The sequence below is a fragment of the Massilia sp. 9I genome (genome assembly GCF_902506415.1).
GTDB lineage: Bacteria > Pseudomonadota > Gammaproteobacteria > Burkholderiales > Burkholderiaceae_D > Telluria.
Map to the genome: position 1 here is coordinate 141,431 of NZ_LR733275.1, position 24,357 is coordinate 165,787.

General features: G+C 65.3%; 28 protein-coding genes. 11 read left to right on the top strand and 17 right to left on the bottom strand.

Annotated elements, in window-relative coordinates; genetic code table 11:
- Positions 1–86 precede the first annotated feature (86 nt).
- Positions 87–1,259, bottom strand: a complete 1,173-nt coding sequence (locus tag GV068_RS00670; RefSeq protein WP_159695523.1) for a diguanylate cyclase — start codon at positions 1,257–1,259, stop codon at positions 87–89.
- A gap of 14 nt (positions 1,260–1,273) precedes the next feature.
- A complete protein-coding gene (locus tag GV068_RS00675; RefSeq protein ID WP_159695524.1) occupies positions 1,274–1,549 on the bottom strand; it encodes a hypothetical protein in 276 nt (91 codons plus the stop codon).
- Between the two features lie 95 nt (positions 1,550–1,644).
- On the opposite strand from GV068_RS00675, the gene GV068_RS00680 reads away from it, so the two are divergent.
- The 3 genes from GV068_RS00680 to GV068_RS00690 all read left to right on the top strand — a co-directional run bounded on the left by GV068_RS00680 (position 1,645) and on the right by GV068_RS00690 (position 5,773).
- The gene (locus GV068_RS00680) at positions 1,645–2,418 is read left to right on the top strand and encodes a fused MFS/spermidine synthase (protein WP_159695525.1); all 774 of its coding nucleotides are present in this window, start codon (positions 1,645–1,647) and stop codon (positions 2,416–2,418) included.
- 130 nt (positions 2,419–2,548) lie between these two features.
- Positions 2,549–5,425, top strand: a complete 2,877-nt coding sequence (locus GV068_RS00685; RefSeq protein WP_159695526.1) for an EAL domain-containing protein — start codon at positions 2,549–2,551, stop codon at positions 5,423–5,425.
- A gap of 123 nt (positions 5,426–5,548) precedes the next feature.
- Positions 5,549–5,773 (top strand): hypothetical protein, encoded by a 225-nt coding sequence (locus GV068_RS00690; RefSeq protein WP_229463564.1) that lies wholly within the window; start codon positions 5,549–5,551, stop codon positions 5,771–5,773.
- 119 nt (positions 5,774–5,892) lie between these two features.
- On the opposite strand, the gene GV068_RS00695 is transcribed toward GV068_RS00690, so the two are convergent.
- Both GV068_RS00695 and GV068_RS24855 read right to left on the bottom strand, forming a co-directional pair.
- Positions 5,893–6,267 (bottom strand): hypothetical protein, encoded by a 375-nt coding sequence (locus tag GV068_RS00695; protein WP_159695528.1) that lies wholly within the window; start codon positions 6,265–6,267, stop codon positions 5,893–5,895.
- A 66-nt stretch (positions 6,268–6,333) separates the two neighbouring features.
- On the bottom strand, positions 6,334–6,474 hold the full coding sequence (locus tag GV068_RS24855) for a hypothetical protein (protein WP_201303223.1): 141 nt from the start codon (positions 6,472–6,474) through the stop codon (positions 6,334–6,336).
- A 173-nt stretch (positions 6,475–6,647) separates the two neighbouring features.
- Between GV068_RS24855 and GV068_RS24860 the strand changes: the two genes are divergently transcribed.
- Both GV068_RS24860 and GV068_RS00700 read left to right on the top strand, forming a co-directional pair.
- On the top strand, positions 6,648–6,821 hold the full coding sequence (locus GV068_RS24860) for a hypothetical protein (RefSeq protein WP_201303224.1): 174 nt from the start codon (positions 6,648–6,650) through the stop codon (positions 6,819–6,821).
- A gap of 163 nt (positions 6,822–6,984) precedes the next feature.
- A complete protein-coding gene (locus GV068_RS00700) occupies positions 6,985–7,398 on the top strand; it encodes a hypothetical protein (RefSeq protein WP_159695529.1) in 414 nt (137 codons plus the stop codon).
- Positions 7,399–7,407: 9 nt separating this feature from the next.
- Here GV068_RS00700 and GV068_RS00705 read toward each other — a convergent pair whose 3' ends face one another.
- The gene (locus tag GV068_RS00705) at positions 7,408–7,557 is read right to left on the bottom strand and encodes a hypothetical protein (protein WP_159695530.1); all 150 of its coding nucleotides are present in this window, start codon (positions 7,555–7,557) and stop codon (positions 7,408–7,410) included.
- A 106-nt stretch (positions 7,558–7,663) separates the two neighbouring features.
- Positions 7,664–7,846: a hypothetical protein gene (locus tag GV068_RS00710; RefSeq protein WP_159695531.1), complete on the bottom strand. Its 183-nt coding sequence runs from the start codon at positions 7,844–7,846 to the stop codon at positions 7,664–7,666.
- Between the two features lie 128 nt (positions 7,847–7,974).
- Here GV068_RS00710 and GV068_RS00715 point away from each other — a divergent pair, with 128 nt between their 5' ends.
- The gene (locus GV068_RS00715; RefSeq protein ID WP_159695532.1) at positions 7,975–8,868 is read left to right on the top strand and encodes an alpha/beta hydrolase; all 894 of its coding nucleotides are present in this window, start codon (positions 7,975–7,977) and stop codon (positions 8,866–8,868) included.
- On the opposite strand, the gene GV068_RS00720 is transcribed toward GV068_RS00715, so the two are convergent.
- Positions 8,865–9,161 carry a 2Fe-2S iron-sulfur cluster-binding protein gene (locus tag GV068_RS00720; protein ID WP_159695533.1) on the bottom strand — a complete coding sequence of 99 codons (297 nt, stop codon included), beginning with the start codon at positions 9,159–9,161 and terminating at the stop codon, positions 8,865–8,867. The two genes, GV068_RS00715 and GV068_RS00720, sit on opposite strands and share 4 nt — an antisense overlap.
- Positions 9,162–9,275: 114 nt before the next feature.
- On the opposite strand from GV068_RS00720, the gene GV068_RS00725 reads away from it, so the two are divergent.
- Together GV068_RS00725 and GV068_RS00730 are read left to right on the top strand one after the other, a co-directional pair.
- Positions 9,276–10,262, top strand: a complete 987-nt coding sequence (locus tag GV068_RS00725) for a L,D-transpeptidase (protein WP_159695534.1) — start codon at positions 9,276–9,278, stop codon at positions 10,260–10,262.
- 29 nt (positions 10,263–10,291) lie between these two features.
- Positions 10,292–11,002, top strand: coding sequence for a M23 family metallopeptidase (locus GV068_RS00730; RefSeq protein ID WP_159695535.1), 711 nt, complete (start codon positions 10,292–10,294; stop codon positions 11,000–11,002).
- Between the two features lie 118 nt (positions 11,003–11,120).
- On the opposite strand, the gene GV068_RS00735 is transcribed toward GV068_RS00730, so the two are convergent.
- From GV068_RS00735 to GV068_RS00765, 7 genes are all read right to left on the bottom strand, one after another.
- Positions 11,121–11,927 carry a hypothetical protein gene (locus GV068_RS00735; protein WP_159695536.1) on the bottom strand — a complete coding sequence of 269 codons (807 nt, stop codon included), beginning with the start codon at positions 11,925–11,927 and terminating at the stop codon, positions 11,121–11,123.
- 41 nt (positions 11,928–11,968) lie between these two features.
- Entirely contained in the window at positions 11,969–12,580 is a 612-nt protein-coding gene (locus tag GV068_RS00740; RefSeq protein WP_159695537.1) for a hypothetical protein, read from the bottom strand.
- Positions 12,581–12,763: 183 nt separating this feature from the next.
- Positions 12,764–14,560 carry a M4 family metallopeptidase gene (locus GV068_RS00745; RefSeq protein ID WP_159695538.1) on the bottom strand — a complete coding sequence of 599 codons (1,797 nt, stop codon included), beginning with the start codon at positions 14,558–14,560 and terminating at the stop codon, positions 12,764–12,766.
- A gap of 121 nt (positions 14,561–14,681) precedes the next feature.
- Positions 14,682–15,320: a hypothetical protein gene (locus tag GV068_RS00750; protein ID WP_159695539.1), complete on the bottom strand. Its 639-nt coding sequence runs from the start codon at positions 15,318–15,320 to the stop codon at positions 14,682–14,684.
- Positions 15,321–15,329: 9 nt separating this feature from the next.
- The gene (locus GV068_RS00755) at positions 15,330–16,514 is read right to left on the bottom strand and encodes a zinc-dependent alcohol dehydrogenase (RefSeq protein ID WP_159695540.1); all 1,185 of its coding nucleotides are present in this window, start codon (positions 16,512–16,514) and stop codon (positions 15,330–15,332) included.
- Positions 16,515–16,695: 181 nt separating this feature from the next.
- Positions 16,696–17,574, bottom strand: a complete 879-nt coding sequence (locus GV068_RS00760; RefSeq protein ID WP_159695541.1) for a neutral zinc metallopeptidase — start codon at positions 17,572–17,574, stop codon at positions 16,696–16,698.
- Between the two features lie 26 nt (positions 17,575–17,600).
- A complete protein-coding gene (locus GV068_RS00765) occupies positions 17,601–17,789 on the bottom strand; it encodes a hypothetical protein (RefSeq protein ID WP_159695542.1) in 189 nt (62 codons plus the stop codon).
- Between the two features lie 160 nt (positions 17,790–17,949).
- On the opposite strand from GV068_RS00765, the gene GV068_RS00770 reads away from it, so the two are divergent.
- Entirely contained in the window at positions 17,950–18,885 is a 936-nt protein-coding gene (locus GV068_RS00770; RefSeq protein ID WP_159695543.1) for a class I SAM-dependent methyltransferase, read from the top strand.
- 55 nt (positions 18,886–18,940) lie between these two features.
- Here the strand turns inward: GV068_RS00770 and GV068_RS00775 are convergent, their stop codons facing one another.
- Complete coding sequence (locus tag GV068_RS00775; RefSeq protein ID WP_229463566.1) at positions 18,941–20,395, bottom strand: glycoside hydrolase family 30 beta sandwich domain-containing protein; 1,455 nt, start codon at positions 20,393–20,395, stop codon at positions 18,941–18,943.
- A gap of 85 nt (positions 20,396–20,480) precedes the next feature.
- Entirely contained in the window at positions 20,481–21,191 is a 711-nt protein-coding gene (locus GV068_RS00780) for a YjjG family noncanonical pyrimidine nucleotidase (RefSeq protein WP_159695544.1), read from the bottom strand.
- A gap of 167 nt (positions 21,192–21,358) precedes the next feature.
- On the opposite strand from GV068_RS00780, the gene GV068_RS00785 reads away from it, so the two are divergent.
- A complete protein-coding gene (locus GV068_RS00785; RefSeq protein WP_159695545.1) occupies positions 21,359–21,817 on the top strand; it encodes a nuclear transport factor 2 family protein in 459 nt (152 codons plus the stop codon).
- An 86-nt stretch (positions 21,818–21,903) separates the two neighbouring features.
- Complete coding sequence (locus GV068_RS00790; RefSeq protein ID WP_267874521.1) at positions 21,904–23,226, top strand: DUF3422 family protein; 1,323 nt, start codon at positions 21,904–21,906, stop codon at positions 23,224–23,226.
- Here the strand turns inward: GV068_RS00790 and lldD are convergent.
- Entirely contained in the window at positions 23,215–24,345 is a 1,131-nt protein-coding gene (gene lldD, locus GV068_RS00795; RefSeq protein WP_159695546.1) for an FMN-dependent L-lactate dehydrogenase LldD, read from the bottom strand. The genes GV068_RS00790 and lldD overlap by 12 nt on opposite strands.
- Between the last annotated feature and the right edge of the window lie 12 nt (positions 24,346–24,357).

Here is a 24,357-nt window from a genome sequence, read left to right on the forward strand (position 1 = left end):
TCGATGATCAAAATTACCAGAACGACAGGCGCTGAAATACGCAGATTGTCACGTTGGCAGGCTGCGCTCTCCTCCAGATGGGAGACTCAGGCCTCGACCGGCGCCGGCACCGCCTGGCTGACGCGGTTGCGTCCCGCGTCCTTGGCCGCGCGCAGGGCGTCGTCGGCACGCTGGAACAGGGTCACGGTGCTGTCCTCGGGGCGAATGACGGTGACGCCGAAGCTGGCCGTCATGGCGATCATGGCGCGCTCGCTCTTGACCGGCGAGCTGGCGATCGCAGCGCGGATGCGCTCGGCCACCAGGGTCGCCTCGTCGAGGTTGGTGCGCGGCAGCAGGATGGCGAACTCGACCCCCACCAGGCGCCCGACCAGGTCGGAATCGCGCAGCTGGCGCTTGCACAGCTCCACCACGTGGCGCAGCACGGCGTCGCCGGCCGGGTGGCCGTAGCCGTCGTTGACGCGCTTGAACTGGTCGAGGTCGAGCACCACCAGCGCGGTCGGCAGGCCCGGTCGGCGCGCCAGCGCCATCCACGGCGCCAGGGAATTGAAGAAACCGCGTCGGTTCGGCACGTCGGTGAGCGGGTCCACTACTTCCAGGCGCGCCAGCTCGCGTCCGGCGCGTTCGCGACCAAGCAGCAGCATGCCGAAGCCGTTGGCCAGCATCAGGACGTAGAGGGCGACGCTGGACAGCTGGCGCAGCAGGTCGCTGGAGAGCCAGCGCCAGCCGCCCGGCAGTAGCAGGACCGACAGGCCGCGCGCGGCCACCACCAGCGCCAGGGCGGCGGTGAGCAGGGCCAGGAAGCGCTGCAGCAGGCTGGCCTGGCGCCAGCCGGCGCCGAGCGCGGCGGCCACGTTCAGGTAGAGGGCGCCGAGCAGCAGCGAGGCGGCCAGGCTGCGCAGGCCCTGCTCGTCGATCAGGTAGCAGACGAGGAAGGCCAGGATCGCCAGGCCACCGGCCAGCAGCGTGGGGCGACGCCAGCCGTGGCGGCCCGCTTCTTCCCAGGCAGCGCCGGCCTCGACGGCGACGCCGGCGAACAGCAGCGCATAGCCGCCCGGCAGCGCCAGCGGTTCCGGCACCACGCCCAGGCCGCCCAGCACCAGGAGGGTCCAGGCGCCGGCCTGGACCTGCTTCGACAGCGCCCAGGCGGACAAGGCCGCGGGCCGCACCGGCCCATGGTCGAAAAAGGTGAGTACCGCGCACAGGGCCAGGTTGCCCAGGGCCAGCACCAGCACCATCGTGGTCGCGTCCAGGTTCGTCATGATGTCAAGATTGTTCAGTACTCGTGTTCGACCAGGTTGGTGCCGTCGCCGACCTTGCTGGCCCACGCGCGGCTGAAATAGTCCTGCTCTTCGGCCGACGGGGCCGAGTGCCAGAACACGATCAAGGTGCCCTTGTGGTCATGCAGCTGGGTCAGCTTGTCGACGAAACCGGTGTCGCCGGCGGCGTCGGCCAGGGCCATCGCGTAACCGTACACGCGCTGCAGGCGCTCGATCCGGTCGGGTTCGGTTTGGGCGTTGGTGGCGGTAATCGAAGGATGGTCCAGGAACATGCAGGTTTCCTTTGTCGAATGATCAGCTTATCAGAAAGCCATGCCTTAGAACAAGCCAACCCGCGAGCCACCCCGGCTGACCTATACTGGAGGCCATGTCCGCGTCGCCCGAGTCTCCCTCCCCACTCCCGGCTCCGATCGTCACCACCCGGGGCGACCGCCGCACGCTCGAATTCACGCCCGGCGACATCCAGAGCGAGATGCGGCTATCGCGGCCGGAAGCGCTGATCCTGTCCTATTCGCGCGCCATGATGTGCTTCGCCTTGCTCGCGCCGCGGCCGCGCCACATCGTCATGGTCGGGCTCGGCGGCGGCTCGCTGGCCAAGTTCTGCCACCGCCATTTTCCCAACGCCCGCATCACGGTGCTGGAAGTGCGCGCCGATGTGATCGCGCTGCGCGAGCAATTCCAGGTCCCGCCGGACGGTGCGCGCCTGCGCGTGCTGCATTGCGATGCGGCGGCCTGGCTGGCGCAGGCGCCCGCGGCCAGCGCCGACGTGCTGCTGGTGGACGGCTTCGACGCCAGCGGCCTGCCCCCTGCCCTGTCGAGCGCCGGGTTCTATGCCGACTGCCGGCGCCTGCTGCGTCCCGGCGGCGTCCTGGCCGTCAACATCTTCACTTATGATCCCGACTATGTGACCGCGCTGCAACGCCTGGACACGGCCTTCGACGGCCATCTTTGCTGGCTGTCGGGCAGCGCCGGCAACAACCAGATCGTGTTCGCGCAGCGCCCTTCCCAGCTCGGCGCCGGACCCGGCCGCCCTCTGCGTTTCCTGCGAGATAGCCTGCACAACCGTGGCCTTGGCGCCGGCCTGCTGAACCACTTGCTGGCCCGCTGCGTGGTGGCCTGGCTGGCGCGGCGGGCGCCATGAGCGCCCATCCGGCGTGCATGAGGAGTAACCGAAACGCCATATTTTGTTTGCCGAATTGCACCCGGATGTGACACACTTCCCGTATTGATGCCTGCTGGCAAGCCTTCTTTATGGAATTCTGGACCCATCCATGCCGCGCCGCCTCCCCCTGTCGCTGACTCTTGCGGCGGCCCTCACGCTCGGGGGCGGCCTGGCTGCGTCCGGCGCCCTGTTCCTGGGGGTGAGCCACCTCGAGTACGACAATATGGGGCTCGAGTTCGCCCAGCGCGCCGACGAGCGCGTGGCGGCGGTGCGCCAGGGGATCGACCAAGCGGTCGAAGTACTGACCGTGACCAACCAGCTGTTCGCGCGCGGCGAGCCGGTCAGCCGCGAGCAGTTCCGTGATTTCACGGCGGCGCTGCTGCAGCGCCACCGCTACATCCAGGCCTTTAATTTCCACCGCTCGGTGCCGCATGAGCAGCGCGCGGCCGTCGAACGCGAACTGCAGCGGGTGCGCCCGGGCACCGTGTTCACCGAGCTGCAGCCCGAGGGCCTGGTCACGGCGCCGCAGCGCTCCCGTTACCACATCGTCGACTACATCGAGCCAATGGCCGGCAATGAACGCGCCTTCGGCCTGAACATCACCGAAAACGTGCAGGTCATGAGCGCGCTTGCGCTCGCCCGCGGCGAGGGCCGCGCCGCCGCCACCGAACTGTTCCAGCTGGCCCAGGACGACCAGCAGCAGCCCGCCTTCGAGCTGATCATGCCGGTGCTGGACCGCCAGGGCCAGCTGGCGGGCGACACCGCCGTCGTGATCCGCGGCCCGGAACTGGTGCGCGCCTCGCTCGCTGCCACGGGCCTGCTCGATCCGCGCGAGAACGCCAGCGACATCTTCGTGTCGGTGTACGCCGGCGAATTCGCCGGGCCCGGCCGCCTGATGTTCTCCACCGGCGACACCGGCAAACCGGATCTCAGCTGGCTGGCCGGCTTCATGTCGCCCGGCCACACCGGCTACAGCAGCAAGCTGCTGCACATTGCCGGCAAGCCCTGGCGCATCGAAGTGGCCAGCGCGCCGCGGCCCTTCCTGCAAGACCACATGGCCTCGACCGCCCTGCTGGTCGGCGGCATCCTGATGACCCTGCTGGGTACGGCCTTCGTGCAGGCGTCCGGCCAGCGCGCCCGCAAAGTCCAGCAGCTCGTGCGCCAGCGCACCGCCGACCTGCGCCGCACCAACCGCCGCCTGGTCGAAGACATGGCCGCACGCGAGCGCGCCGAGCGCGCCCTGCAGCAGAGCGAGCAGCGCTTCCGCCAGCTGGTCTCGATGTCCTCCGACTGGTACTGGGAGCAGGACCGCGACCTGCGCTTCACCATGGTCACCGGCGGCTTTACCGAAAAGGCCGGCCTGGCGGTCGAGACCGTGCTTGGCAAGACCCGCTGGGAGCACGCGCCGGGCCTGCTCGACACCGAGGTCGGACGCGCCCACATCGCCCAAGTCAAGGCCCACGAGCCCTTCGCCAATCTTGAGTACCAGGTGCAGGACGCCCACGGCGACACCCGCTGGTTCTGCGTCAACGGCCAGCCCGTGTTCGACGAACATGGCGGGCTGATCGGCTATCGCGGCACCGGCAGCGACATCACCGAGCGCAAGCTGACCGAGCAGCGCGTGCACCACGTGGCCCAGCACGACGTGCTGACCGGCCTGCCCAACCGCTCGCTGCTGCAGGACCGCCTGAGCCAGGCGATCGCCTACGCCAACCGCAGCGGCCGCCCGATGTGGGTGATGCTGATCGACCTCGATCGCTTCAAGTTCGTCAACGATTCGATGGGCCACAAGGCCGGCGACGTGCTCCTGATGACGGTGGCGGCGCGCCTGACCGGCTCGCTGCGCGATACCGACACCGTGGCGCGCCTGTCGGGCGACGAATTCGTGGTGATCCTGTCCGAGCACCACGACGAGCCGCTCGCGCCGGAAATCGTGCAGCGCGTAATGGATTCGGTGGCCCAGCCGGTCATGCTCGGCACCAAGGAATTCTTCGTCACCTGCTCGATCGGCGTGGCGGTCTACCCGAGCGAAGGCACGCCGGCGGACAGCCTGATCGAGCACGCCGACATCGCGATGTACAGCGCCAAGAAGATGGGGCGCAACAACTTCCAGTTCTACACGCCGGCCATGAACGAGGAGTCGATGGAACGCGTACGCATCGAAAGTGCGCTGCGCAATGCCCTCGAACGCAACGAATTCGTGCTGCACTACCAGCCGCAGGTCGACCTCAAGACCGGCCAGATCGTCGGCATGGAAGCCCTGATCCGCTGGCGCCATCCGGAGCTGGGCATGGTGCCGCCGGGCCGCTTCATCGCGATTGCCGAGGAAACTGGCCTGATCGTCCAGATCGGCGCCTGGGTGCTGCGCACCGCCTGCGCCCAGAACAAGGCCTGGCAGGATGCGGGCCTGGGCCGCCTGCGGGTCGCGGTCAACCTGTCGGCGCGCCAGTTCGGCGCCGTCGACCTGATCCCCGGCCTGGAAGCGGTGCTGCTTGATACCATGCTGGATCCGGACTGCCTGGAAATCGAACTGACCGAAAGCCTGTTCATGAGCGATGTGACGCCGGCGGTGGAGCTGCTGCACCGCATGAAGTCGCTGGGCGTGAACCTGTCGATCGACGATTTCGGCACCGGCTATTCGAGCCTGTCTTACCTGTCGCGCTTCCCGATCGACGTGCTGAAGATCGACCGTTCCTTCGTTGCCGACATCACCCACGACGCCAACGACGCCGCGATCGTCACCTCGATCATCGCGCTGGCCCACAACCTGAAGCTGGCCGTGATCGCGGAAGGCGTGGAAACGGCCGAGCAGCTGGACTACCTGCGCAGCCATGGCTGCGATGAAATGCAGGGCTATTTCTTCAGCAAGCCGCTGCCGGCCGAGGAGTTCGAACAGCTGCTGCTACAGCGTCGCGCGCTGCCGCCGCCGCGCCCCGCTGTGGTGGAATTGGCCCCGGATGTGGCGCCGGACGCCATTCCTGCCTGATCTAGCGCAAATTTCCGTAGAAAAATAGTTTTAAAGCTATTTAGTTGTGGCCTTTTCAATATTGTTGGCCTTAAAATAGCCGTGTCTCTTTAGCAACCCCGGACATACGGATATTTTATGATAATGAACGACACCGGTGAGCTCGCCTCGGTTTCCAGCGCCGCCGACTCCAACAGCGTCCGCCGGCAGCGCACCGACATCCGCACGCGCGACCTGATCAATCAGGCCGTGGCATCGATCCCCACGCTCGGCCTGCAGCGTGCAGCCGAATTCCTGGCGACGATGAACGTGCCGGCGGAAGTGGCGGTGCGGGTGCTTGTTTACCCGAACCGCCGCCGCGCGAACTAAGAGCGCCTAACAATTCCCCCTGGGTCGGCGTTGCATCGTCTCGCCGTACTGGCGTACTGTCTTCGACGATGCGCCTTGCCCCAGGGGTTTTGTTAGACGCTCCAGGTTCGGCCAGGCGCTTATTTGCGCGCCTGCTGCTGGCGCGCGATGTCCTCGAGCGACTCGCGGCCCTTGTCCGTGAGCGCGTAGCCGCCGCCGTCGATTGGCGCGATGTGCGATTTGAGGCTCAGGAAACGCAGCACGTCGGCATCCAGCGCCGCCTGCGGATCGTCCGCCAGCGCCGTCAGCGATGCAATGCAGCGGCGCAGGAACAGCACCTGCTGACCTTTCTCCGTCAGCACGATCCGCCCGTCACGGGTGGTCTCCATCATCTTGATTCCCGACAGGCGCTTGAGGTTGCGACCCACGCAGGCGCCTGGGTTGTCGCGCTTGACGCCGCGGCGTACCAGTTCCAGCGCGTCGTATTCGTCCGTCGTCAGTTGTTCGTTCTTCATTCTTGTTTCTCTCGGTCAGGGCGCGTCATGGTACCGAAGGCGCCCGCCGAGGGCAAGCCTTAGCGCCTATCCCCGCAAGGCGCGCAGGGCCAGCCAGCCGAGTCCGGCGCCCGCCGCGACGCCCAGCACCAGTGCCAGGCGGGCCCGGCGGGAGAGGCTGAGCCGGCTGCGGCCCAGGTAGATCGTGTTGTACAAGGTGTGGCCCATGGTCTCCTCCCGCTGCTTGTCTCCATCGATTATAGGCAGGCCAACGTGTCATGGATATGACATGGATCGGCCCGCTACTCCGTCGGGCCGGAACTGTTGCGCGGCGTCCCGCGCGCCGACGGGAGCACGGCTTTGTTAGGATCGTCCCATCGACAAACCAACTGGAGCACACCATGAATCAGCCGACCCGCCAGGTCGATCCCGCGGCCAAAGGCCCGAACGTCTTGCACGAATCGGATATCGGCAGCGGCGAGAAGTCGCCTGGAGAACTGGAAACCGAAGAGATGATTCGCGAGATCCCGCCGCTGCCGCCTTCAGGCGGCAAGCAGGACAAGCCGCTTTCCTGAAGTCCCGACCCGACAGGCCGGTCCGCCGCGGCCGGTTGCACGCCTCTCCCGTCGGTTCAGCTTGCACTGACGCGTTTCCATCCTATGCTGAATGGGCAGCCCGCCCGGGTTGCGGCACGTCCGCGCATGGATGCGGACGGTCTTCACGCACAGGGGGAAGATCATGAACCATCGCATCATCTTGAGAAGCGCAGCGGTCGTTGCGACCCTATACGGCATTATCCTGGTGGTCGCGCCGAACACGCTGATGGACATGTACCGCTCGGAATTGGTGGAAGGATCGGGCATGTACTTCGCCATGCTGACCGGCGCCATGCTGCTGGGATGGGGTGTGATGAACTGGGCAGCGAGCAACGCGCCGCAGATCGCCGAGATCCACTACGTGCTGATCGGGAACCTGGTGGCGCTGTCGATCTGCTTCCTGGTTTCCCTGTTCCGCCAGTTGACCTACGCCTTCGCGCCGGAATCCGGATGGCTCAACGTCGGCATTTTCCTGGTCTTCAGCGTGCTGTTCGGCTGGCTCTACATGTCCAGTCCGGCGGGCTACAGGCTGCACGCCCGCGCCCGTCCGGCTTGAACGATCGCTTCAGTCCGCGCGGATCGGCGGCTCGGGGTAACGCGGTTCCTCGACCGGTGCGTTGACCGGGTCGGGCACGTCGTCCGGCACCGGCGGGCGCGGGTCGGGCGTCGGTTTCTGATCGGGGACGTCCGGATCAGGGGTACTGTGGGCATGCACGGGGGGTGATCCGTGCAGCTTGTTTTCTTGAGCAAGCATGGTCATGGTCAAGCTCTCGGGATGATGTGGGCACACGCCGCCGTGCGGCGGCGTGTGCGGGCGTCGATCAGCGCTGCGCCTTCTGCTTGGCGCCGCCACCGGCGCCCTCGCCCTTGCCGGCCTTCTGGCGCGACATGTGGTCGTGGCTGCTCTTCTCGCTCTTGCCTGCGCGCTGCTTGGCCAGGTCTTCCTCCGACATGTTGTCCGACTGCTTGTTGGTCTGGCTGCCGCCTGATTTCGATTGGCTCATCGTACTCCTCCTTGTCAACGTGGTTGGCTTTGGATGGAGCCTAGCATGGATGCCATTGCCGGGTTTTCAATCGTGCGCGCAGCCCTATCCTCGGCTATAGTGGCTGCTCAACCATTCCTTGGCCGAACATGAAATTCCGTCCCCTCCTGCTGGCCGCCCTGTTCGCGGGCAGCGTCCACGCTGCCACTCCCATGAAACTAGCCGAGTACCTGGCCCTGAGCGGCCCGGCGCCGACCGCCCGCATTCCCTACGGCGAAGCGCCTTCGCAATTTGCCGAACTGTTCCTGCCCACAGGTAAAGGTCCGTTCCCGGTCGCGGTGCTGGTGCATGGCGGCTGCTGGACCAGCCAGTTCGGCGGCATCACCCAGCTGCGCAACATGGCCGGCGCGCTGGCCGAGCGCGGCATCGCGGTGTGGAACGTCGAGTATCGCCGCAGCGACGAGCCGGGCGGCGGCTATCCCGGCACCTACCAGGACATGCATGCGGCCCTCGACCTCTTGGCTGCCCAGGCTGCGCGCTACCCGCTCGATCTCAAGCAGATGGTGGCCGTCGGCCACTCCGCGGGCGGGCAACTGGTGCAATGGATGGCGGGACGCGGCCGGATTGCGGCAAGCAGCCCACTGCACCGCGCCAATCCGCTGCCGATACCGGCCGTCGTCAGCCTCGGCGGCCTGGCCGACCTGCGCAACGAAGCGGCCCTGATCAAGTCCAGCTGCGGCCGCGACACCGCGGAACTGGCCGGTACGCCGAGCCCCGGCCGTCCCGACGTGTTCGTCGACACCAACGCGGCGGAACTGATGCCGAACGGCAGCCGCACCTGGCTCGTCACTGGCGAGCTGGACACGATCTCGCCGCCGCGCGTGGCGCACGACTACGCGGCGCGGTCGCGCAAGGCCGGCGATGCGGCCACGGTGGTGATCCTGCCGGGCGCCAGCCACTACGACGAGGTGGCGGCCAGCTCGCCAGCCTGGCCGCAGGTGCTGGGCGTCATCGAGCAGGCGCTCGGACGCGCCGCGCGCTAGTCGAATACGACCCGACGCGCCAGCGGCGCCTCGAGCTCGAGCCTGCTTTCGGCGACCGCCACGCAGGGCAGGATCCAGCCTTCGCGCTTTTCGTCGAAGGACAGGCTCGGCCACTCGATCAGATGCCGGGCTTCGCCGCTGCGCACACGGCAGATGCAGGTGCGGCAGGTGCCATTGCGGCAGGAACTGGGCAGCTCGATGCCGGCGCTTTCCGCCGCGTGGAGAATGCTGGTTTGCCCGTCCGCCTCGAAGCCGATGGCGCCAGGCAGCAGCACGATGGTGTGAACGCTCATGGACGCGATTGTAGCGCCGCTGACGCCGGTTGCTTGAGTTCGTTCACGCACAGACCCATGCCCGGCGCGAAACTAAGCTGAGGTTTCCAAAAGTAAGCATTGCAGGAAACCAAAATGACCAAATCGCACGCCTCCATCCTCGTCGCCGCCCTGCTGGGCGCCCTTCCCCTGGCCCAGGCACAGCAGGCCGCTGCGGTACCCGCGCAGCAGCCAGCCCAGGCCGGCGCACCGGTCAACCCGGCCACCGCTAAACAAGCCGAATTCGAACGCAACCTGCGCGCCCAGGTTCTGCTGGACCGCAACTACTTCTCGCCAGGCGAAATCGACGGCGCCTACGGCTCCAACATGCGCCAGGCCCTGAGCGCCTTCCAGGCGTCGCGCAAGCTGCCTGTCACCGGCAAGCTGGACGAGGCTACCTGGAACGCCCTGAACACCGACAACAGCCCGCACCTGGTGACCTACACCCTGGTCGAAGCCGACGTGGCCGGCCCCTTCCGTCCGGTGCCGGAAGACATGATGGAAAAGGCCAAGCTGCCCGAACTCGGCTATGCGAATGTGAGCGAAGGACTGGGCGAGAAGTTCCACGCCAGCCCGGCCCTGATCCAGCGCCTCAACCAGGGCAAGGACCTGGCCCGCGCCGGCGAGCAGATCGTGGTGCCGAATGTGCATGGCAAGCAGCCGCTGCCGAAGGCGGCCAAGCTCGTGGTCAAGGACGGCCCGAAGGTGCTGCAGCTGTTCGACGCCGCCGGCGCCCTGCTGGCCCAGTATCCGGTGTCGACCGGCAGCGCCAACGACCCGCTCCCGATCGGCACCTGGAAGATCAACAGCGTGCACGCCAATCCGACCTACAACTACAACCCGAAGCTGTTCTGGGATGCCGAGCCGGGCGACAAGAAGGCGAAGATCGCGGCGGGCCCGAACAATCCGGTGGGCGTGGTCTGGATCGACCTGTCCAAGGAGCACTACGGCATCCACGGCACGCCGGTCCCGGCCCACGTCGGCAAGACCGAGTCGCACGGCTGCATCCGCCTGACCAACTGGAGCGCCGCCGAAGTGGCGGCTGCGGTCAGCGCCGGCCTGGAAGTCGTACTGGAGAGCTGAACCCTGTATAAACCCTGACGGAGGATGACATGAGATGGCTGATGACCTTCCTGCTCGGCGTGCTGGTCGGCGCCGGCGGGCTGTTCGTGGTGTTGCGCGCCGTACCCGACGAACCGGCGCCCGTGGTGGCCAGCACCGCGCCGCCGGTCGGCGTGCCGGCGGCGCAGATCGAGCCCCAGCTGCCGGGCCCGCCGACGGTGCAGGCCGACCTGAGCGACGTCGACCTGCCGCTGCGCCCGTCGATGGCGGCGGTCGCGCCAGGCACACCGCAGGCGCCGGCAGACGCCGCTGCCACCGCCGTGCATGGAAAGCTGGCGGTGCCGGTGCAGGGCATCAAGCTGGCCAATCTCAGTGATACCTTCGACCAGCCGCGCGGCAACCAGCGCCACCACGAAGCCCTCGACATCATGGCGCCGAAAGGCACGCCGGTGCTGGCGGCGGCGGACGGCAAGGTGGCCAAGCTGTTCACCAGTAAACCTGGCGGCACCACGCTCTATCAGTTCGATCCGAACGAGAAGTACGCGTATTACTACGCGCACCTGGACCGCTACGCCGACGGCGTCAAGGAGGGCATGGAGCTCAAGCGCGGCGACCTGCTCGGCTATGTGGGCGTGACCGGCAATGCCGATCCGAACGCGCCGCACCTGCACTTCGCCGTGTTCGAGCTGACGCCTGAAAAGCAGTGGTGGAAAGGGACGCCGCTTAATCCGTATCCGCTGCTGGTGGACGCCGGCCCGTAGTAAGAAGTAGGAAACTTTCTAATTTCCGTGCGAGCATGCCAAGGCGGATTTACGTACGGCTGCTTTCACGGATGCTTCGTAGAATGACCGCGCTCGCTGCCTTATAGCGTTAGCGACTTCACTGACAGTTATTTGGAACCGACAAAGCAAGCTCGGTGTCATTTTGTTTACTTAAGTAAACATCTAATGCTTTTAGACCGAGTTGGGTAATCGCCCATCCATGCACGCCATGTCCACGTTCATTCACACTATCGAACTGGCGAATACAGCCTAGTTGCGACAGATCATTCAGCGTGTCGTCTAGCCCTAAAGATTCAACACCACTAATTCTTCTTATTTCATCCCGCACGTTCGGTGCATGTTTAATTGTGCCGAGAACTTGTGCAAGGGTTACATTTAGGTTTATCTCACCGCTAGCTCGTTCCAGCTGGTGGATTTGCGAATTCTGCGTAGTGATTTGCGCACGTAACTGTGCAAGTTCACGGTTCAATGCTGTGACTTGCCCGATGTGCTCGTCAATTATTGATTGAGTATCCTCGACAGTTTTCTTACATTTCAAACGCAAATCACGGGATTGCTCCGGGCTCAACGGCACGTCGCTATCGAGCGAGACTTGTATATCCTTCAATGCCCTCTGCTTCTTCTTTGTCCAAAAAAATGCCAATCGCTCAGGATACGGATATACAAACACATATAGAAGACAGGTGGCGATTGGTCCCACAAGTCGGTGCAGCCAAAAGCTCCAAGCGTCAGGATACAGGACCGTGTCGATAATTTTAAATTTGGCTTCGGGCTCCAGACTGGACAGCAGAATTGTTATCAACCGGAAGTTCCACAAGCACCATGACAAAATGAATGAAACAGTTAATGGGCTTGCAACCCGCTCGTATAACTGAGCCTTCATCGTTGTAATCAAGTCATCCATACTCTACCTATTGTTTGAATACGCCTGAAGAAACAAAACACTCACTTATCACGCAGGTGTTTTGGACGCGGATCTTGAAATTCGATCTTTCCAGACTTGGAATTGAAGGCAACGGTGATTGGATTAATGCCAGGGCGTTTTGATGGTTGGATGCCAGCCTCGTTCAGTACCGCATCACCATCCTCGTAACATCGCTTAACAAAATCCAAGAAAACTCCAGTTCTTTGAGAATAATCGATACTCCCATCATTCTTTGGCAACAAGAGTTTTATTTGACTGCCGTCGCGCATCTCAACATATATAGAAAATGCCATTGTATATGGATCATCTTCTTCAACCTTGCCTGCGGTACCGACAAGAACCGGCTCGATCCTAGGGATATCCATCGTCTTAGTTGTAAGTTCCGCCAATCTCGCCTTCAGGAGCTGATAGTGTTCTTTACCAATTTCTTTAAGAAATCCGTCGAAATAGGACTTTCCAATATAGACAAATGCTCCAGTTATCATCATCCACATAACTCCCGCCATAGGCCCTAGCGGTTGGCGTTCTTCTAGGTGGATAGTCAGATTTTCGCGCCGTAACGCATCTGAAAACTCTCGGAAAGCTTCTGTGGGATAGCCTGACTGATAAACAATCGCAAAGATAGGTCGCATTTTCACTCCAACTCATAACGTTTCTTTAAGTCTATCACTTAGCATACGTTACAACTAAAAATATCATGGTATTAGTTAAAAGATAAGCACCTACGGAGGTCCATCTAGATTGTATGAACTATGCGCCAATAAAAAGGCCACCTGATGGCGGCCTTGATAGTTCAATGCGATTTATGATGAAAGTTATGGCGTCGCGATCGCGCCCGGCTCGTCCACATCCGGCCCGACGTTGATCGCGGCGTAGGCGCGCTGTACGGCGATGGATTCCTTGCTGTCCTTGCCGTACAGCTCCTCCGCCGCCTCGATCATCTTGGCGCGCGCGTTCGCATAGTTGGTGCTGGAGTTGAACTTGGTCGTGTTGGCATGGAACCAGATGCGGAAGGCCTTATCAAGGCCGATGCCGGTCATTGCCGTGGGCTGCTTGACCAGGTACTTGCTGAAGTAATCCCCGGCGCTGTCGGCCTTTGAACCGCGAGACAGGAAATAGAACATGCGGTTGTTCGGCCCGCTGCTGTAGTGCACGTCGAGGCGCCGTAGCGAGGTACTCCAGGCGTCCGGGCTGCTGCCGTCCTTGCTGGGGCGGTACATCCAGCGCAGCGGCGTGGCGTTCTTGCTGATCTCGGTGCCCAGCTGCCAGTCGTTGCCCTCTTCCGGGAACTTGTCGCCCTTGCCCCCGGCGCGCGCATAAGCCTCCACCACTTCGCCCGAGATGTCCGAGCTCGATTCGTTCAAACCTCCCGATTCGCCCGAGTAGATCAGGTCTGAGGTAGCGGCGGTGATGCCGTGGCCCATTTCGTGGCCGACCACGTCGATCGCGCCCAGGCTGGTGAAATAGGTGCCGTCGCCGATGAACATGCAGCGGCAGGTGTCGCTGTAATAGGCGTTGTCGTAGCCGCGGTTGACGTGGGCGGCGATATAGGTGGCGGTGTCCTTGCCGTCCAGCGCCAGCCAGCCCAGCACGTTCTTATGCGCGTCGTAGGTGTTCATCAGGCCCCACATCGCGTTCACGGCGGCGGTCTGGCCATTCGCCCCTAGGGTGCTGGTGCCCTCGATGAACTGTTTGCCGTCGCCCCAGACATTGGTCGCATTGGTGTAGACCTTGCCGGCGCTGCTGCCGTTGTTGGCGTTGGTGACTGCCATCGCGCCGAAGGTGCCGCCCTTGCCGCGTTCCGGGTCCAGCATCTGGTAGCTGCCGTTCGCCAGCGTGGTGCTGACCGGGACTTCGCCGTTGTACTGGCTCTTGCCCACGCCGACCACAGTCTGCAGCACGTTCCACTGGTCGAGCACGGCGCCGTCGCGGGCACTGACGATGGTGTCGTAATAGACCGGCTGCTCGCCCAGGCGCATGCGGGTGCGCACCAGGTAGGCCAGCTCATAGCGCTCGACCACTTCCTGCACGTCGAGGGCGTTCAGTTCCGCCTCTTCCTTGGCGCCGGCGCCGACCACCCGCTGCATGCGCATCACCGGGTAGATCAGGAGTTCGGCCGTGGGCTTGACCACGTTGACCGCACTCTGCCCCAGGGTCGGGGCCAGCGAGGCCAGCGCCGCGGCGATCGCGGCCTTGCCGTTGATCTGCGGCTGCACGCTGAAGCTCGCGGTCAGCGCGCCCAGCCGGTTCGAGCTGCCGGCGCCAAGGTGCTGGCGGCGCTCCGAAGCCGATTCGGACAGCACCTTGGCCGACTTGTCGAGCACCACGACGGAATCGGAGCCGAAGACCCGCAGGCCTTTCCAGGTGTGGGCGGCGCGCAGGATCTGGGTGCCATTGGCGCCCGGATGCTGGGACGTGATGCGGTAATGGTGGTCATTGTCCAGCCCCTTGGCCTGGCGCGCCGCCACCAGCTGCGCCAGCACCGAGGATTTCGCGCTGCGGCTCAGCGTCGTGGGCGGGCTCATCGTCGGCGCCGCGATGGAAGGCTGCGGCAGCGCCAGCAGCAAGGCGGCGCCGAGGAGCGCTGCCGGGAAAGTGGTGTGCGGGTTCATCTCGTCTCCGTCCGTGGGGACGCGGCCCAGGAAGGGACCACGCATCGGACAGTTTGGACGAGCTCAGCAGAAAGGATTTGCTGGAGCGCAAGATTTTGCGCTCCAGCGGGACTGCGGGGACTTAACGGTAGTAGCGCTTGCCGTAACGATCATCTTCATAACGATCATCGTCACGGTCGCGGTTCTTGAGCAGATACCAGGCGGCGCCGACCACCGCGGTGGTGATCAGTGCTTTCTTGGCCAGCCCGGCCGGGTTGTGCTTGATCTCGGCCTTGATGCCCATTTCGCCCAGCACGTTCGGGACGCGGCCGTGCGCCAGGTCGTCGGCCACGCCTTCGACCACGTTGACGCGGTCGGCCAGCAGCAGAAGCAGCCAGTGGCGCAGGTCGTTCTCGGTGGACTTGAAGGCCAGGCGCCGGATCATGCCCGACAGGCCCGAAGGCGGCTGTACGGTGCCGAAGATCTGGGTGATGCCCGGGCGTTCCGGCGAGACCAGCACTTCCACCCGTTCGGGCTGCTGCGGCAGCTCGCCTTCGGGCTGGTGGATGAAGCGCGGCGGCGTTCGCTCCATCGGCACCGCGGGACGGTCCTTGCGGTCGAGGTCGGCGCCCCAGCCGTTGATGTGCTGCAGTTCCTGGCGCGAGGGACGGCGCGGCGCGAGCTGGCCCTGGCTCGGGTGCTGCTGCAGGTGGCCGTGGTCGTGGTCGTGGCCGTGCGCGTGGTGATGATCGTGTTGCTGGATATCGCTGCGTGGTTCCATGTTCGCTCCTTAATGCAGTGCGCTGGCCGCGACCGCTTTCACCTGGTTCGCGTTCGGCGGGATCAGGATGGTCTTGATGCAATTATCGAGCTTGCCCGAGAAGATGTGATAGGCGTCCGACACCTCTTCCAGCGGCACCCGGTGGGTGATGATCTCCTTCGGATTCAGGCGTCCCGCGCGGATGTGCTCGATCAGGCGCGGCAGGTGGCGCTTGACGCTGGCCTGGTTCATGCGCAGGGTCAGGCCCTTGTTCAGGGCATTGCCGATCGGGACCGCATTGAAGGTCGGGCCGTAGACGCCGACGATCGACACATTGCCGCCCTTGCGCACCGAGTTGATGCACCAGTGCAGCACGGTGGCGGCGCCCGCCTGCATCATCGTCCAGCGGCCGGTGATGGTCTGCATGGCGCTACCCGAGGCTTCGCAGCCGACGCAGTCGATGCAGACGTCGGCGCCCAGCCAGTCGGTCATCTTCTTGATGTGCAGGGCCATGTCCGGCACTTCCTTGAAATTGATCACCTCGCACTGGGCATAGCGCTTGACGAACTCGAGGCGGTATTCGATGTGGTCGACGACGATCACGCGCCCTGCCCCCATCAGCCAGGCCGACTTGGCGGCGAAAATGCCGACCGGGCCGGCGCCGAACACCACCACCGTGTCGCCTTCCTTGATGTCGCCCATCTCCGCGGCCTGGTAGCCGGTTGGCACCGCGTCGGTGAGCAGCACGGCGTCGTCGTCGTGGATGTCGTCGGGGATCACCATCGGGCCGACGTCGGCCATCGGCACGCGCACCAGCTCGGCCTGGCCGCCATCGTAGCCGCCCGCCGTGTGCGAGTAGCCGTAGATGCCGCCCACTGCGGTCGCCTGCGGATTCGTGTTGTGGCAATTGCCGTACAGTTCGCGGTCGCAGAAGAAGCAGGATCCGCAGAACAGGTTGAACGGCACCAGGACCTTCTGGCCGACCTTTAGGTTCTGGACACCGGAGCCGACATCCTCCACCACGCCGATGAACTCGTGGCCGAAGGTGTGGCCGACACGGGTGTCGGGGACCAGGCCATGGTACAGGTGCAGGTCCGAGCCGCAGATGCAGGACCGGGTGACGCGCACGATGGCGTCGCCCGGGTGCTCGATGACGGGGTCGGGCTTGTGATCGGCGCGGACGCGGTAGGGCCCGCGGTAGTTCATTGCCAGCATAACTCCTCCTCGATAAAGTTAACGACAGTGCAGGCTGCCCGCCACGTGGCGAGCAGAAGCGTGGAGTGACGTTATGCTAATTTTTTCGGGATGGCGATACGCGCACGGAAACGAACGGGGCAATTTTGCCGGGTTTGCCCCGCCCATGAGGATCAACGGGAAGTTCTCCTACAAGAGGACCTTACAGCTGGCGCGCCTCGAAGGTATTGCACTGCTCCACGCTGCCGGTCTCGAGGCCGCGGGTAAACCAGCGCACGCGCTGCGCCGAGCTGCCGTGGGTAAATGAATCCGGCACCACCGTGCCCTGCGACTGGCGCTGCAGGGCGTCATCACCGATCGCGGTGGCGGCGGCCAGCGCGGTCTCGACGTCGCCCTTCTCGAGGATCTGCTCGCGCTGGTTTGTGCGGTTGGCCCAGAGGCCGGCGAAGCAGTCGGCCTGCAGCTCGAGCCGCACCGACAGCGCGTTGCCTTCGCGCTCGCCGGCGCGCTGCTGGGCGTTGTGGACCTGGTCCGAAATGCCCAGCAGGTTCTGCACGTGGTGGCCCACCTCGTGCGCAATCACGTAGGCCTGGGCGAATTCGCCCGCCACCTTGAAGCGCTGCTCCATCAGGCGGAAGAAATCCAGGTCGATGTAGACCCGGCGGTCGGCCGGGCAATAGAACGGGCCGGTAGCGCTGCGCCCGGTGCCGCAGGCGGTCTGGGTCGCCCCTTCGAACAGGGTCAGGACGGTGGGCTGGTATTGCGCGCCCTGGGCGCTGAAGACCTGGGTCCAGACGTCCTCGGTATAGGCCAGCGTGGTCTTGACGAACTGTGTTTCGCGGTCGTTCGCGGGGGTCTGGCGCGGGGCTTGTTGCCCTTGCGGTCCCTGCTGGACCGCCACCGGTCCGCCACCGCCGCCGAGGATCACGCTCGGATCGATGCCGAAAAACACGCTGCCGATCAGCGCGATGACGAGTGTGCCGATGCCCACGGTCTTGCCGCCGATGCCAAAGCCGCCACCACCGCCCATGCCGCGGCGGTCGTCCACATTGTCACTCTGTCGGTCACCTTCCCATTTCATGTGCGTCTCCTCGTTTTGCGGTCCGGTCAGCGGCTCGGGTGCCGCTTCAGGTTGCTGGTGTCGGCGCGCTCGCGCGCATCCTTCAGCCGGAATTCCTCTTCGAGCGGCGCCAGCCCGGCGCGCGCGTCGTCGTGCAATGCGCGCTCGCGGCGCTCGCGTTCCACTTCGCGTTCGACCCGGCCTGCCGGTCTTTCGATCTCTTCCCTGTTCGCCATGTTCCCGTCTCCAATGCCCCAGTAGAAGCGAGTATGGGCGGCGGCCTGGGTTCGGACTGTTCGCGTATTCACATTGCAGAGGAAATTTCCACCAATCAAGCCAGCGTTCGTGTTAGCTGGCGCACAGCGTTTTAGGCCGTCCCATGCGACGCTTCAAGGCATGACAAGCCCCCACGCCAATGCCCTGCTCGCCGTCGGCCGCTACCTGCGCGCGCACGACTACCGTTTCATCACGGTCACCCCGTCCACCCACCGACGCATCAACCGCCGTCCGGGCAACGAGCGTGCTGCCGACCTGCGCGGGATCTTCGGCTGGAGCCGGCCGTTCGCGCCCGCTGACATCGACGCCGAGCTGCTGGGCCTGATGCGCGAAGCGGGCATCGTGGAACAGGACGGCGCCCTGCTGCGCTCGACCCTGCGTGCTTCGACCCTGGGCGAGATGCTGGTGTTCCACTCGGCCTACCCAACCGAGGAGGACGACGCGGTGTTCTTCGGTCCCGATACCTACCGTTTTGTGGGCACCATGGAACGCGCCTTCCCCTGGCTGGCGGCGGGACCGACGCGGGCGGTCGACATCGGCTGCGGCGGCGGCGCCGGCGCGCTCGCGATCGCGCGCGCGTTCCCGCATGCGGAAGTGATCGGGGCCGACATCAATACCCGCGCCCTGGCGCTCACCGTGGTGAACACGCGCCTTGCCGGCCTGGACAACCTGCAGGCTTGCCGCAGCGACCTGTTCGACGGCCTGGAGGGGGATTTCGACCTGGTGGTCTCGAACCCGCCCTATGTGCTGGACCCCAGCGAGCTGGCCTATCGCCACGGCGGCGACATGCGCGGCGCCGAGCTGTCGGTGCGGATCGTCAAGGAAAGCCTGGGCCGGCTGCGCCGAGGCGGCCACCTGATGCTGTACACGGGAGTGGCGATCGCGGGCCCGGTCGACGACTTCCTGGAAGCCGTCCGCCCGGACCTGGAGACGCAGTGCGACCACTGGAGCTACGAGGAGCTGGATCCGGACATCTTCGGCGGCCAGCTGGGAGAACCGGGTTACGAGGAGGTGGAACGGATCGCGGCGGTGTGGCTGCACGCGATCAAGCGCTGATGAAGCCAGCGCATGAATACCGGCCGGTATTCATGCGTGCTCAACATTAATTGATTCAGCGCAGAACGGTCTGGATCGCGTGGGCGGGGATGTCGACGCTCACTTCCTTGCGGTCCACGATCAGGCGGTACTTCTGTGCCTGGTCGGTCTTGTTCATCACCACGATCGCCAGGCTGCCGTCCGTATTGCGGAAGGCAGTGGTGGCCAGCACGCTGCGGCTGCTGGCCGCGCTCACGCGCTGGGCGCCCGGCTTGATGTAGCGGGTGAAGTGCCCCAGGTAGGCATAGCTCGGCGTGTACACCAGTTGGCCATCGTCGCTGGCGTGCAGCGGCGCGAAGCAGTAGTTGCCCACGTGATTTGGCCCGCCGCGGCTGTCGAGCAGCATGTTCCAGTCGATCCAGCCGACCGCGCCGGCGTTCAGGTCGGCGATGATCTCGCCGCCATAGCGCTCGCCGTTGGCCCACAGCTGCAGCTTGGCCGGGTCGAATTTCTCCACCGTCGCTTCGGTCAGCAGCAGGTTGATTTCCGGATAGGCTTCATGCACGGCGGCGACGTTGGCGTGCATCGGCTCGCCCTTGGTCCAGGTCTCGTACCAGTGGAAGCCCACGCCCCAGACGTAGGGCCGTGCCTTGGGGTCGGACAGGATGTGGGCGGCGCGCTGTGGCAGCAGGTCGCGGTTGTGGTCCCAGACCACGATCTTCTTGTCGCCCAGGCCCGCCTTTTTCAGGGCCGGCCCCAGGTGGTCGCCCAGGAAGCGGGTCTCTTCCTCGGCGGTGTAGATCATCGATTCCCAGCGCTGGGTCGCCATCGGCTCGTTCTGCACCGACAGGCCCCAGATCGGGATGCCCGCCTTTTCGTAGGCCTGCACGAACTTGACGTAGTACTGGGCCCAGAGATCGCGGTCGCCCGGGTTCAGGCTGCCGCCGCGCAGCATGTTGTTGTTGGTCTTCATCCAGGCCGGGGCGCTCCACGGGCTGGCGAACACGCGCAACTGGCTGCCGTGGGCTTTACTGGCCGCCAGCGCCTGGCGCAACAGCGGCACCCGGTGCTCCATGTCGTGCGCGATGCTGAAGGAAGCCAGCGAACGGTCGCCGTCCTTCACATAGGTATAGCTGCCGCTGCTGAAGTCCGAGCTGTGGATGGTGGTGCGGACCACGTTGTAGCCCAGGCCCTGGCGTGGGTCGAAGTAGGCGGTCAGGAAGTCCTTCTGCGCGGCCGGGGTCAGCTTGGCGTAAACCTCGGCCACGGCGTCGGTGATGGCGCCGCCGAAGCCGAACACCTTTTGGAAGCGCTTGCTGCTGTCGACGAAGACGGCGACCTCGGTTTCCAGCGGCTGGCCGGAAGGCTGCGCTTGCGGCAGCGCCTGCGTGGCGAAGCGGCTGCCCCCATCCTTGGCGGTGGTCACCACCTGCCAGGTGTTGGCCGGAGCCGCTGCCGCACCATGCCCCATCAGCGCGGGCGCCAGGCTGGCGGCGCACAGCATCTGGATCGCCTGTCGTCTCGTCTTCATCTGCTCTCCTGTTGGAAACGTTACCAATACGATCTGAGCAATATAGCATCGACGATTCGCCGATGTCAAAAGTAAAGTTAATCGTTTACCTGGATGGCGTGGCAGCCAGTTCCTGCAAGGCCGGCAGCACTGCGTCCAGGCTGGCGACCTCGCAGCTCGGCAGCGCCAGGCCGTCGTTGGCCAGGCGGCCCGGGTTGAACCAGCAGCTGTCGATGCCGAAGCGGTTGGCGCCGAGGATGTCGGCGTCCAGGCGGTCGCCAACGATGATGGTCTCGTGTTTGCTGAAGCTGCGCGCCATGCCCACCGTGTAGTCGAAGAAGCGGCTGTCCGGCTTGGCGTGGCCGCAGGCTTCCGAGGTCGCGATGAAGCCGATGTGCTCGCCCAGGCCCGAGCTGGCGATGCGCTTGTGCTGGATGTGGTGCACGCCATTGGTGATGATGCCGACTTCGCCGATCGCGCTCAGGGCGGCGCACAGGCGCTGGGCGCCATCCACCAGCACCACGGTCTCGGACAGGGAATCCAGGTACAGGCGGCTGGCAGCTTCCGGATCGAGGTCCAGGCGCTGCTGCGCGAAGGTCTGGCGGAAGCGCTCGACCTTCAGCACGTCCTTGCTCACCGTGCCCGCCTCGAAGGCGCGCCACAGGGCCAGGTTGATCGCCTGGTATTGCTGGAACAGGCCGTCGGGCTCGGCTTGCATGCCGAGTGCGCGCATGGTGCGCACGAAGGAGAGTTGTTCGGAGGCCCGGAAGTCGAGCAGCGTGTCGTCCAGGTCGAAGAGGAATAATCGGTGTTTCACTGTTGATCCGATGCTGCCATACGTAGTCGTCCATCTTAGCATGGGGCAGGCGCAACAGCTGACGGGCGGATTCGCCCGTTCGACCCAGCGGCGCTGCCGTTCGTCGGAAGGTGGATGCATCCGGTCCGCCGCCGCAGGCATAGTGCGGCCTTTACAAAGGAGAAGCGATGATCAAGACCCTTGCCCTGCTCGCCCTGCTGGCAGCCAACGCTGCCGCCCATGGCGCCGAACCGGCAAACACGCAGCTGACCGCCGAGATTACGGCCGCCGACGCGCGCCTGTTCGGCGGCCTGAACGACCGTGACATCGGCCCGATGAAGGCCGGCTTCAGCCCGCGCCTCGAGTTCTACCACGACCGCAGCGGCGTCACCGGCTACGCCGACAACATCGCCATTTTTGAAGAGAACTTCAGGAAGCCCAACCGCATCCGGCGCGAGGCGATGCTCGAAACCGTCGAGGTCTACCCCGCCGGTCCCAACCACGCCATGCATATCGGGAAGCACCGCTTCTGCAACAAGCCGCCCGGCAGCGCGCCGGAAGAATGCAGCGTCTACCGCTTCTCGATGGTGTGGGAACGTGACGGCGGCCAGTGGAAGCTGCTGCGCGTGCTCAGTTACGGGCACTAAGGCTGGTTGAATAATTGCGTCTTCGCACGTGCTTCGGCGGCTCGTGGCATACTCGTCAATACAGCCTTCGCCCGAGAGAGAGCCGCGTGAGAGACTTCAACCTAACGCTGAACCACCCGTCGCGCGTGCCGCTCGCGGCCGAACTCCATTCACGGCCCTTCATGCGGCTCGACGGCCCCGAGGCCATCACCCACCTGGCGGTATGCCACGGCGGCGAATCCGGCCCGCCGGCCCAGCATTCTCAGCACCGCCTGCTGGGCGAGCTGTGCGGGCATTTCGGCGTGGCCGCGCCGGGCCCCGGCAGCAATCACTTCTACCACGACTTCGGCAGCTTTCGCCTCAAGTGGGAATGCCATACCGAGTTCGCCACCTACACCGTGACCGCGCCGCTCGCCGCGGAACTGGCGGTGCACGACGCCTTCGCCCACATGCCGCTGTCCTTCCTGCCGGCCGCCTGGCTCGCACAGTTGGCCGGCAGCGTGATGGCGGCGGCCCACGTGGCCCTGGTCAAGGGCGAGGCCGATTGCACCCGCCTGCCGGCGGTGTTCGAGCGCAACCAGCTGGCCGGTTCCTCGGTGATGCAGGGCGCCGAGCTGTGGACCGACTTCGCGATCCAGTCCGACGGCTTCAGCCGCTTCGTGATCCGCGACCTGGGCATGCGCCACCTGCAGGGCGGCCGCCTGGTGCAGCGGGTGCTCGAGATCGAGACCTACCGCATGATGGCCCTGCTCGGGCTGCCCGCCGCGCGCACGGTCGGCATGGAGCTGGACCGCATCGAGGCCGAGCTTTCCAGCCTGGCGAGCACCATGGTCGCCACCGACATGGCGCCGGAGACCGGCGCGCAGGACGAGCAGCGCCTGCTCGAGCAGATCACCCGGCTGGCGGCGCGCCTGGAAAAGCTGGTGCTCGACAACGGCTACCGCTTCTCGGCCTCGAAGGCCTATTTCGGCATCGTCAAGGCGCGCATCGAGGAACTGCGCGAGACCCGCATCGAGGGCACGCCGACGGTGGAAGAATTCATGGAACGGCGACTGGCGCCGGCGATGCAGACCTGCGCCGCGGTCAGCGCGCGCCAGGACGCGCTGGCGCGCCGCATCGCCGACACCAACGACCTGCTGCGCACGCGCGTCGGCATCGTGCAGGAACTGCAGAACCGCCGCATCCTCGAATCGATGAACGCGCGCGCGGCCCAGCAGCTGCGCCTGCAGCTGGCGGTCGAGGGCCTGTCGGTGGCCGCGATCTCCTACTACCTGGTCGGCCTGCTCGGCTACGCGGGCAAGGCGGCCAAGGCGGCCGGCCTGCCGATCAACCCGGACCTGGCGCTGGGCGTCCTGGTGCCGGTGGTGGCGCTGGGCGTGTGGCTGGCGCAGCGGCGGGTGCACCACCGCATCGGCCGGTCACGCCAGTAAGTGCGGTCCGATCTCGCCCACTGACTGCACGCCGGTCAAAACCATGTTGGTGCGCAGGTCCTTTTCCATGATGGCCAAGAGGCGCTCCACGCCGGCCTGGCCCTGCGTGGCCAGCGCATAGACGAAGGCGCGCCCGATCAGGACCCCGTCGGCGCCCAGGGCCAGCATGCGGAATACGTCGGTGCCGGTGCGCACGCCGCCGTCGGCGAAGATGGTCATCTTGCCCTTCACTTCCGCGGCAATGCCCGGGAGCGCCTGGGCCGAGGATGGCGCCCCGTCCAGCTGGCGCCCGCCGTGGTTCGACACCACGATGCCGTCGGCCCCGAATGCCAGCGCGTCGCGCGCATCTTCCGGATCGAGAATGCCTTTCAAGATCAGCTTGCCCTTCCACTCGTCGCGGATCCACTGCAAGTCGGCCCAGGCGATGCCGGGATCGAAATTCGCGCCGAGCCAGCCGATGTAGTCGGCCAGGCCGGTGGCGCTGCCGCGGTAGGCCGAGATGTTCCCGAGGTCGTGCGGGCGCCCGAACACGCCCACGTCGAGCGCCCAGCGCGGATGCAGCATGGCCTGCAGCACGCGCCGCAGCGGGCCGTTGGCGCCGCTCATGCCGCTGTGGGCGTCGCGGTAGCGCGCGCCCGGCACCGGCATGTCGACCGTGAACACGAGGTTGCGCGAGCCCAGGTCCCAGGCGCGCCGCATCACGTCGCGCATGAAGCCGCGGTCCTTCAGCACGTAGAGCTGGAACCAGATCGGATGCGAGGCCTGGGCCGCCACTTCCGCCAGGGGGCAAACCGAGACTGTCGACTGGATGAAGGGGATGTTGCCGCGGCAGGCCGCGCGCACCGCCTGCACTTCGCCGCGCCGCGCATACATGCCGGTCAGGCCGACCGGCGCCAGCGCGATCGGCAGCGCGTAGTGCTCGCCGAACCAGTCGACACCGAGGTCCAGCTGCTCGGAACCGCGCAGCACGCGCTGGCGCAGTTTGACGGCCTGCAGGTCGTCGACGTTGCTGCGAAGGGTCTGCTCGGCGCCGGCGCCGCCATCCAGGTAGTGGAACAGGAAGGGCGGCAGGCGGCGGCGGGCGGCTTCGCGGAAGTCGGTGGCGGAAGAAATGATCATGGTCTGGAACGG

Bases quoted from the DNA above. Each gene is read 5' to 3' on its own strand.
- GV068_RS00680 (WP_159695525.1), top strand. From the start codon at position 1,645: ATGTCCGCGTCGCCCGAGTCTCCCTCCCCACTCCCGGCTCCGATCGTC.
- lldD (WP_159695546.1), bottom strand. From the start codon at position 24,345: ATGATCATTTCTTCCGCCACCGACTTCCGCGAAGCCGCCCGCCGCCGC.
- GV068_RS00760 (WP_159695541.1), bottom strand. From the start codon at position 17,574: ATGAAATGGGAAGGTGACCGACAGAGTGACAATGTGGACGACCGCCGC.
- GV068_RS00720 (WP_159695533.1), bottom strand. From the start codon at position 9,161: ATGAGCGTTCACACCATCGTGCTGCTGCCTGGCGCCATCGGCTTCGAG.
- GV068_RS24855 (WP_201303223.1), bottom strand. From the start codon at position 6,474: ATGGGCCACACCTTGTACAACACGATCTACCTGGGCCGCAGCCGGCTC.
- GV068_RS00750 (WP_159695539.1), bottom strand. From the start codon at position 15,320: ATGGAACCACGCAGCGATATCCAGCAACACGATCATCACCACGCGCAC.
- GV068_RS00725 (WP_159695534.1), top strand. From the start codon at position 9,276: ATGACCAAATCGCACGCCTCCATCCTCGTCGCCGCCCTGCTGGGCGCC.
- GV068_RS00740 (WP_159695537.1), bottom strand. From the start codon at position 12,580: ATGCGACCTATCTTTGCGATTGTTTATCAGTCAGGCTATCCCACAGAA.
- GV068_RS00755 (WP_159695540.1), bottom strand. From the start codon at position 16,514: ATGCTGGCAATGAACTACCGCGGGCCCTACCGCGTCCGCGCCGATCAC.
- GV068_RS00745 (WP_159695538.1), bottom strand. From the start codon at position 14,560: ATGAACCCGCACACCACTTTCCCGGCAGCGCTCCTCGGCGCCGCCTTG.
- GV068_RS24860 (WP_201303224.1), top strand. From the start codon at position 6,648: ATGAATCAGCCGACCCGCCAGGTCGATCCCGCGGCCAAAGGCCCGAAC.
- GV068_RS00695 (WP_159695528.1), bottom strand. From the start codon at position 6,267: ATGAAGAACGAACAACTGACGACGGACGAATACGACGCGCTGGAACTG.
- GV068_RS00690 (WP_229463564.1), top strand. From the start codon at position 5,549: ATGAACGACACCGGTGAGCTCGCCTCGGTTTCCAGCGCCGCCGACTCC.
- GV068_RS00670 (WP_159695523.1), bottom strand. From the start codon at position 1,259: ATGACGAACCTGGACGCGACCACGATGGTGCTGGTGCTGGCCCTGGGC.
- GV068_RS00735 (WP_159695536.1), bottom strand. From the start codon at position 11,927: ATGGATGACTTGATTACAACGATGAAGGCTCAGTTATACGAGCGGGTT.
- GV068_RS00730 (WP_159695535.1), top strand. From the start codon at position 10,292: ATGAGATGGCTGATGACCTTCCTGCTCGGCGTGCTGGTCGGCGCCGGC.
- GV068_RS00715 (WP_159695532.1), top strand. From the start codon at position 7,975: ATGAAATTCCGTCCCCTCCTGCTGGCCGCCCTGTTCGCGGGCAGCGTC.
- GV068_RS00675 (WP_159695524.1), bottom strand. From the start codon at position 1,549: ATGTTCCTGGACCATCCTTCGATTACCGCCACCAACGCCCAAACCGAA.
- GV068_RS00785 (WP_159695545.1), top strand. From the start codon at position 21,359: ATGATCAAGACCCTTGCCCTGCTCGCCCTGCTGGCAGCCAACGCTGCC.
- GV068_RS00770 (WP_159695543.1), top strand. From the start codon at position 17,950: ATGACAAGCCCCCACGCCAATGCCCTGCTCGCCGTCGGCCGCTACCTG.
- GV068_RS00765 (WP_159695542.1), bottom strand. From the start codon at position 17,789: ATGGCGAACAGGGAAGAGATCGAAAGACCGGCAGGCCGGGTCGAACGC.
- GV068_RS00700 (WP_159695529.1), top strand. From the start codon at position 6,985: ATGAACCATCGCATCATCTTGAGAAGCGCAGCGGTCGTTGCGACCCTA.
- GV068_RS00685 (WP_159695526.1), top strand. From the start codon at position 2,549: ATGCCGCGCCGCCTCCCCCTGTCGCTGACTCTTGCGGCGGCCCTCACG.
- GV068_RS00710 (WP_159695531.1), bottom strand. From the start codon at position 7,846: ATGAGCCAATCGAAATCAGGCGGCAGCCAGACCAACAAGCAGTCGGAC.
- GV068_RS00775 (WP_229463566.1), bottom strand. From the start codon at position 20,395: ATGAAGACGAGACGACAGGCGATCCAGATGCTGTGCGCCGCCAGCCTG.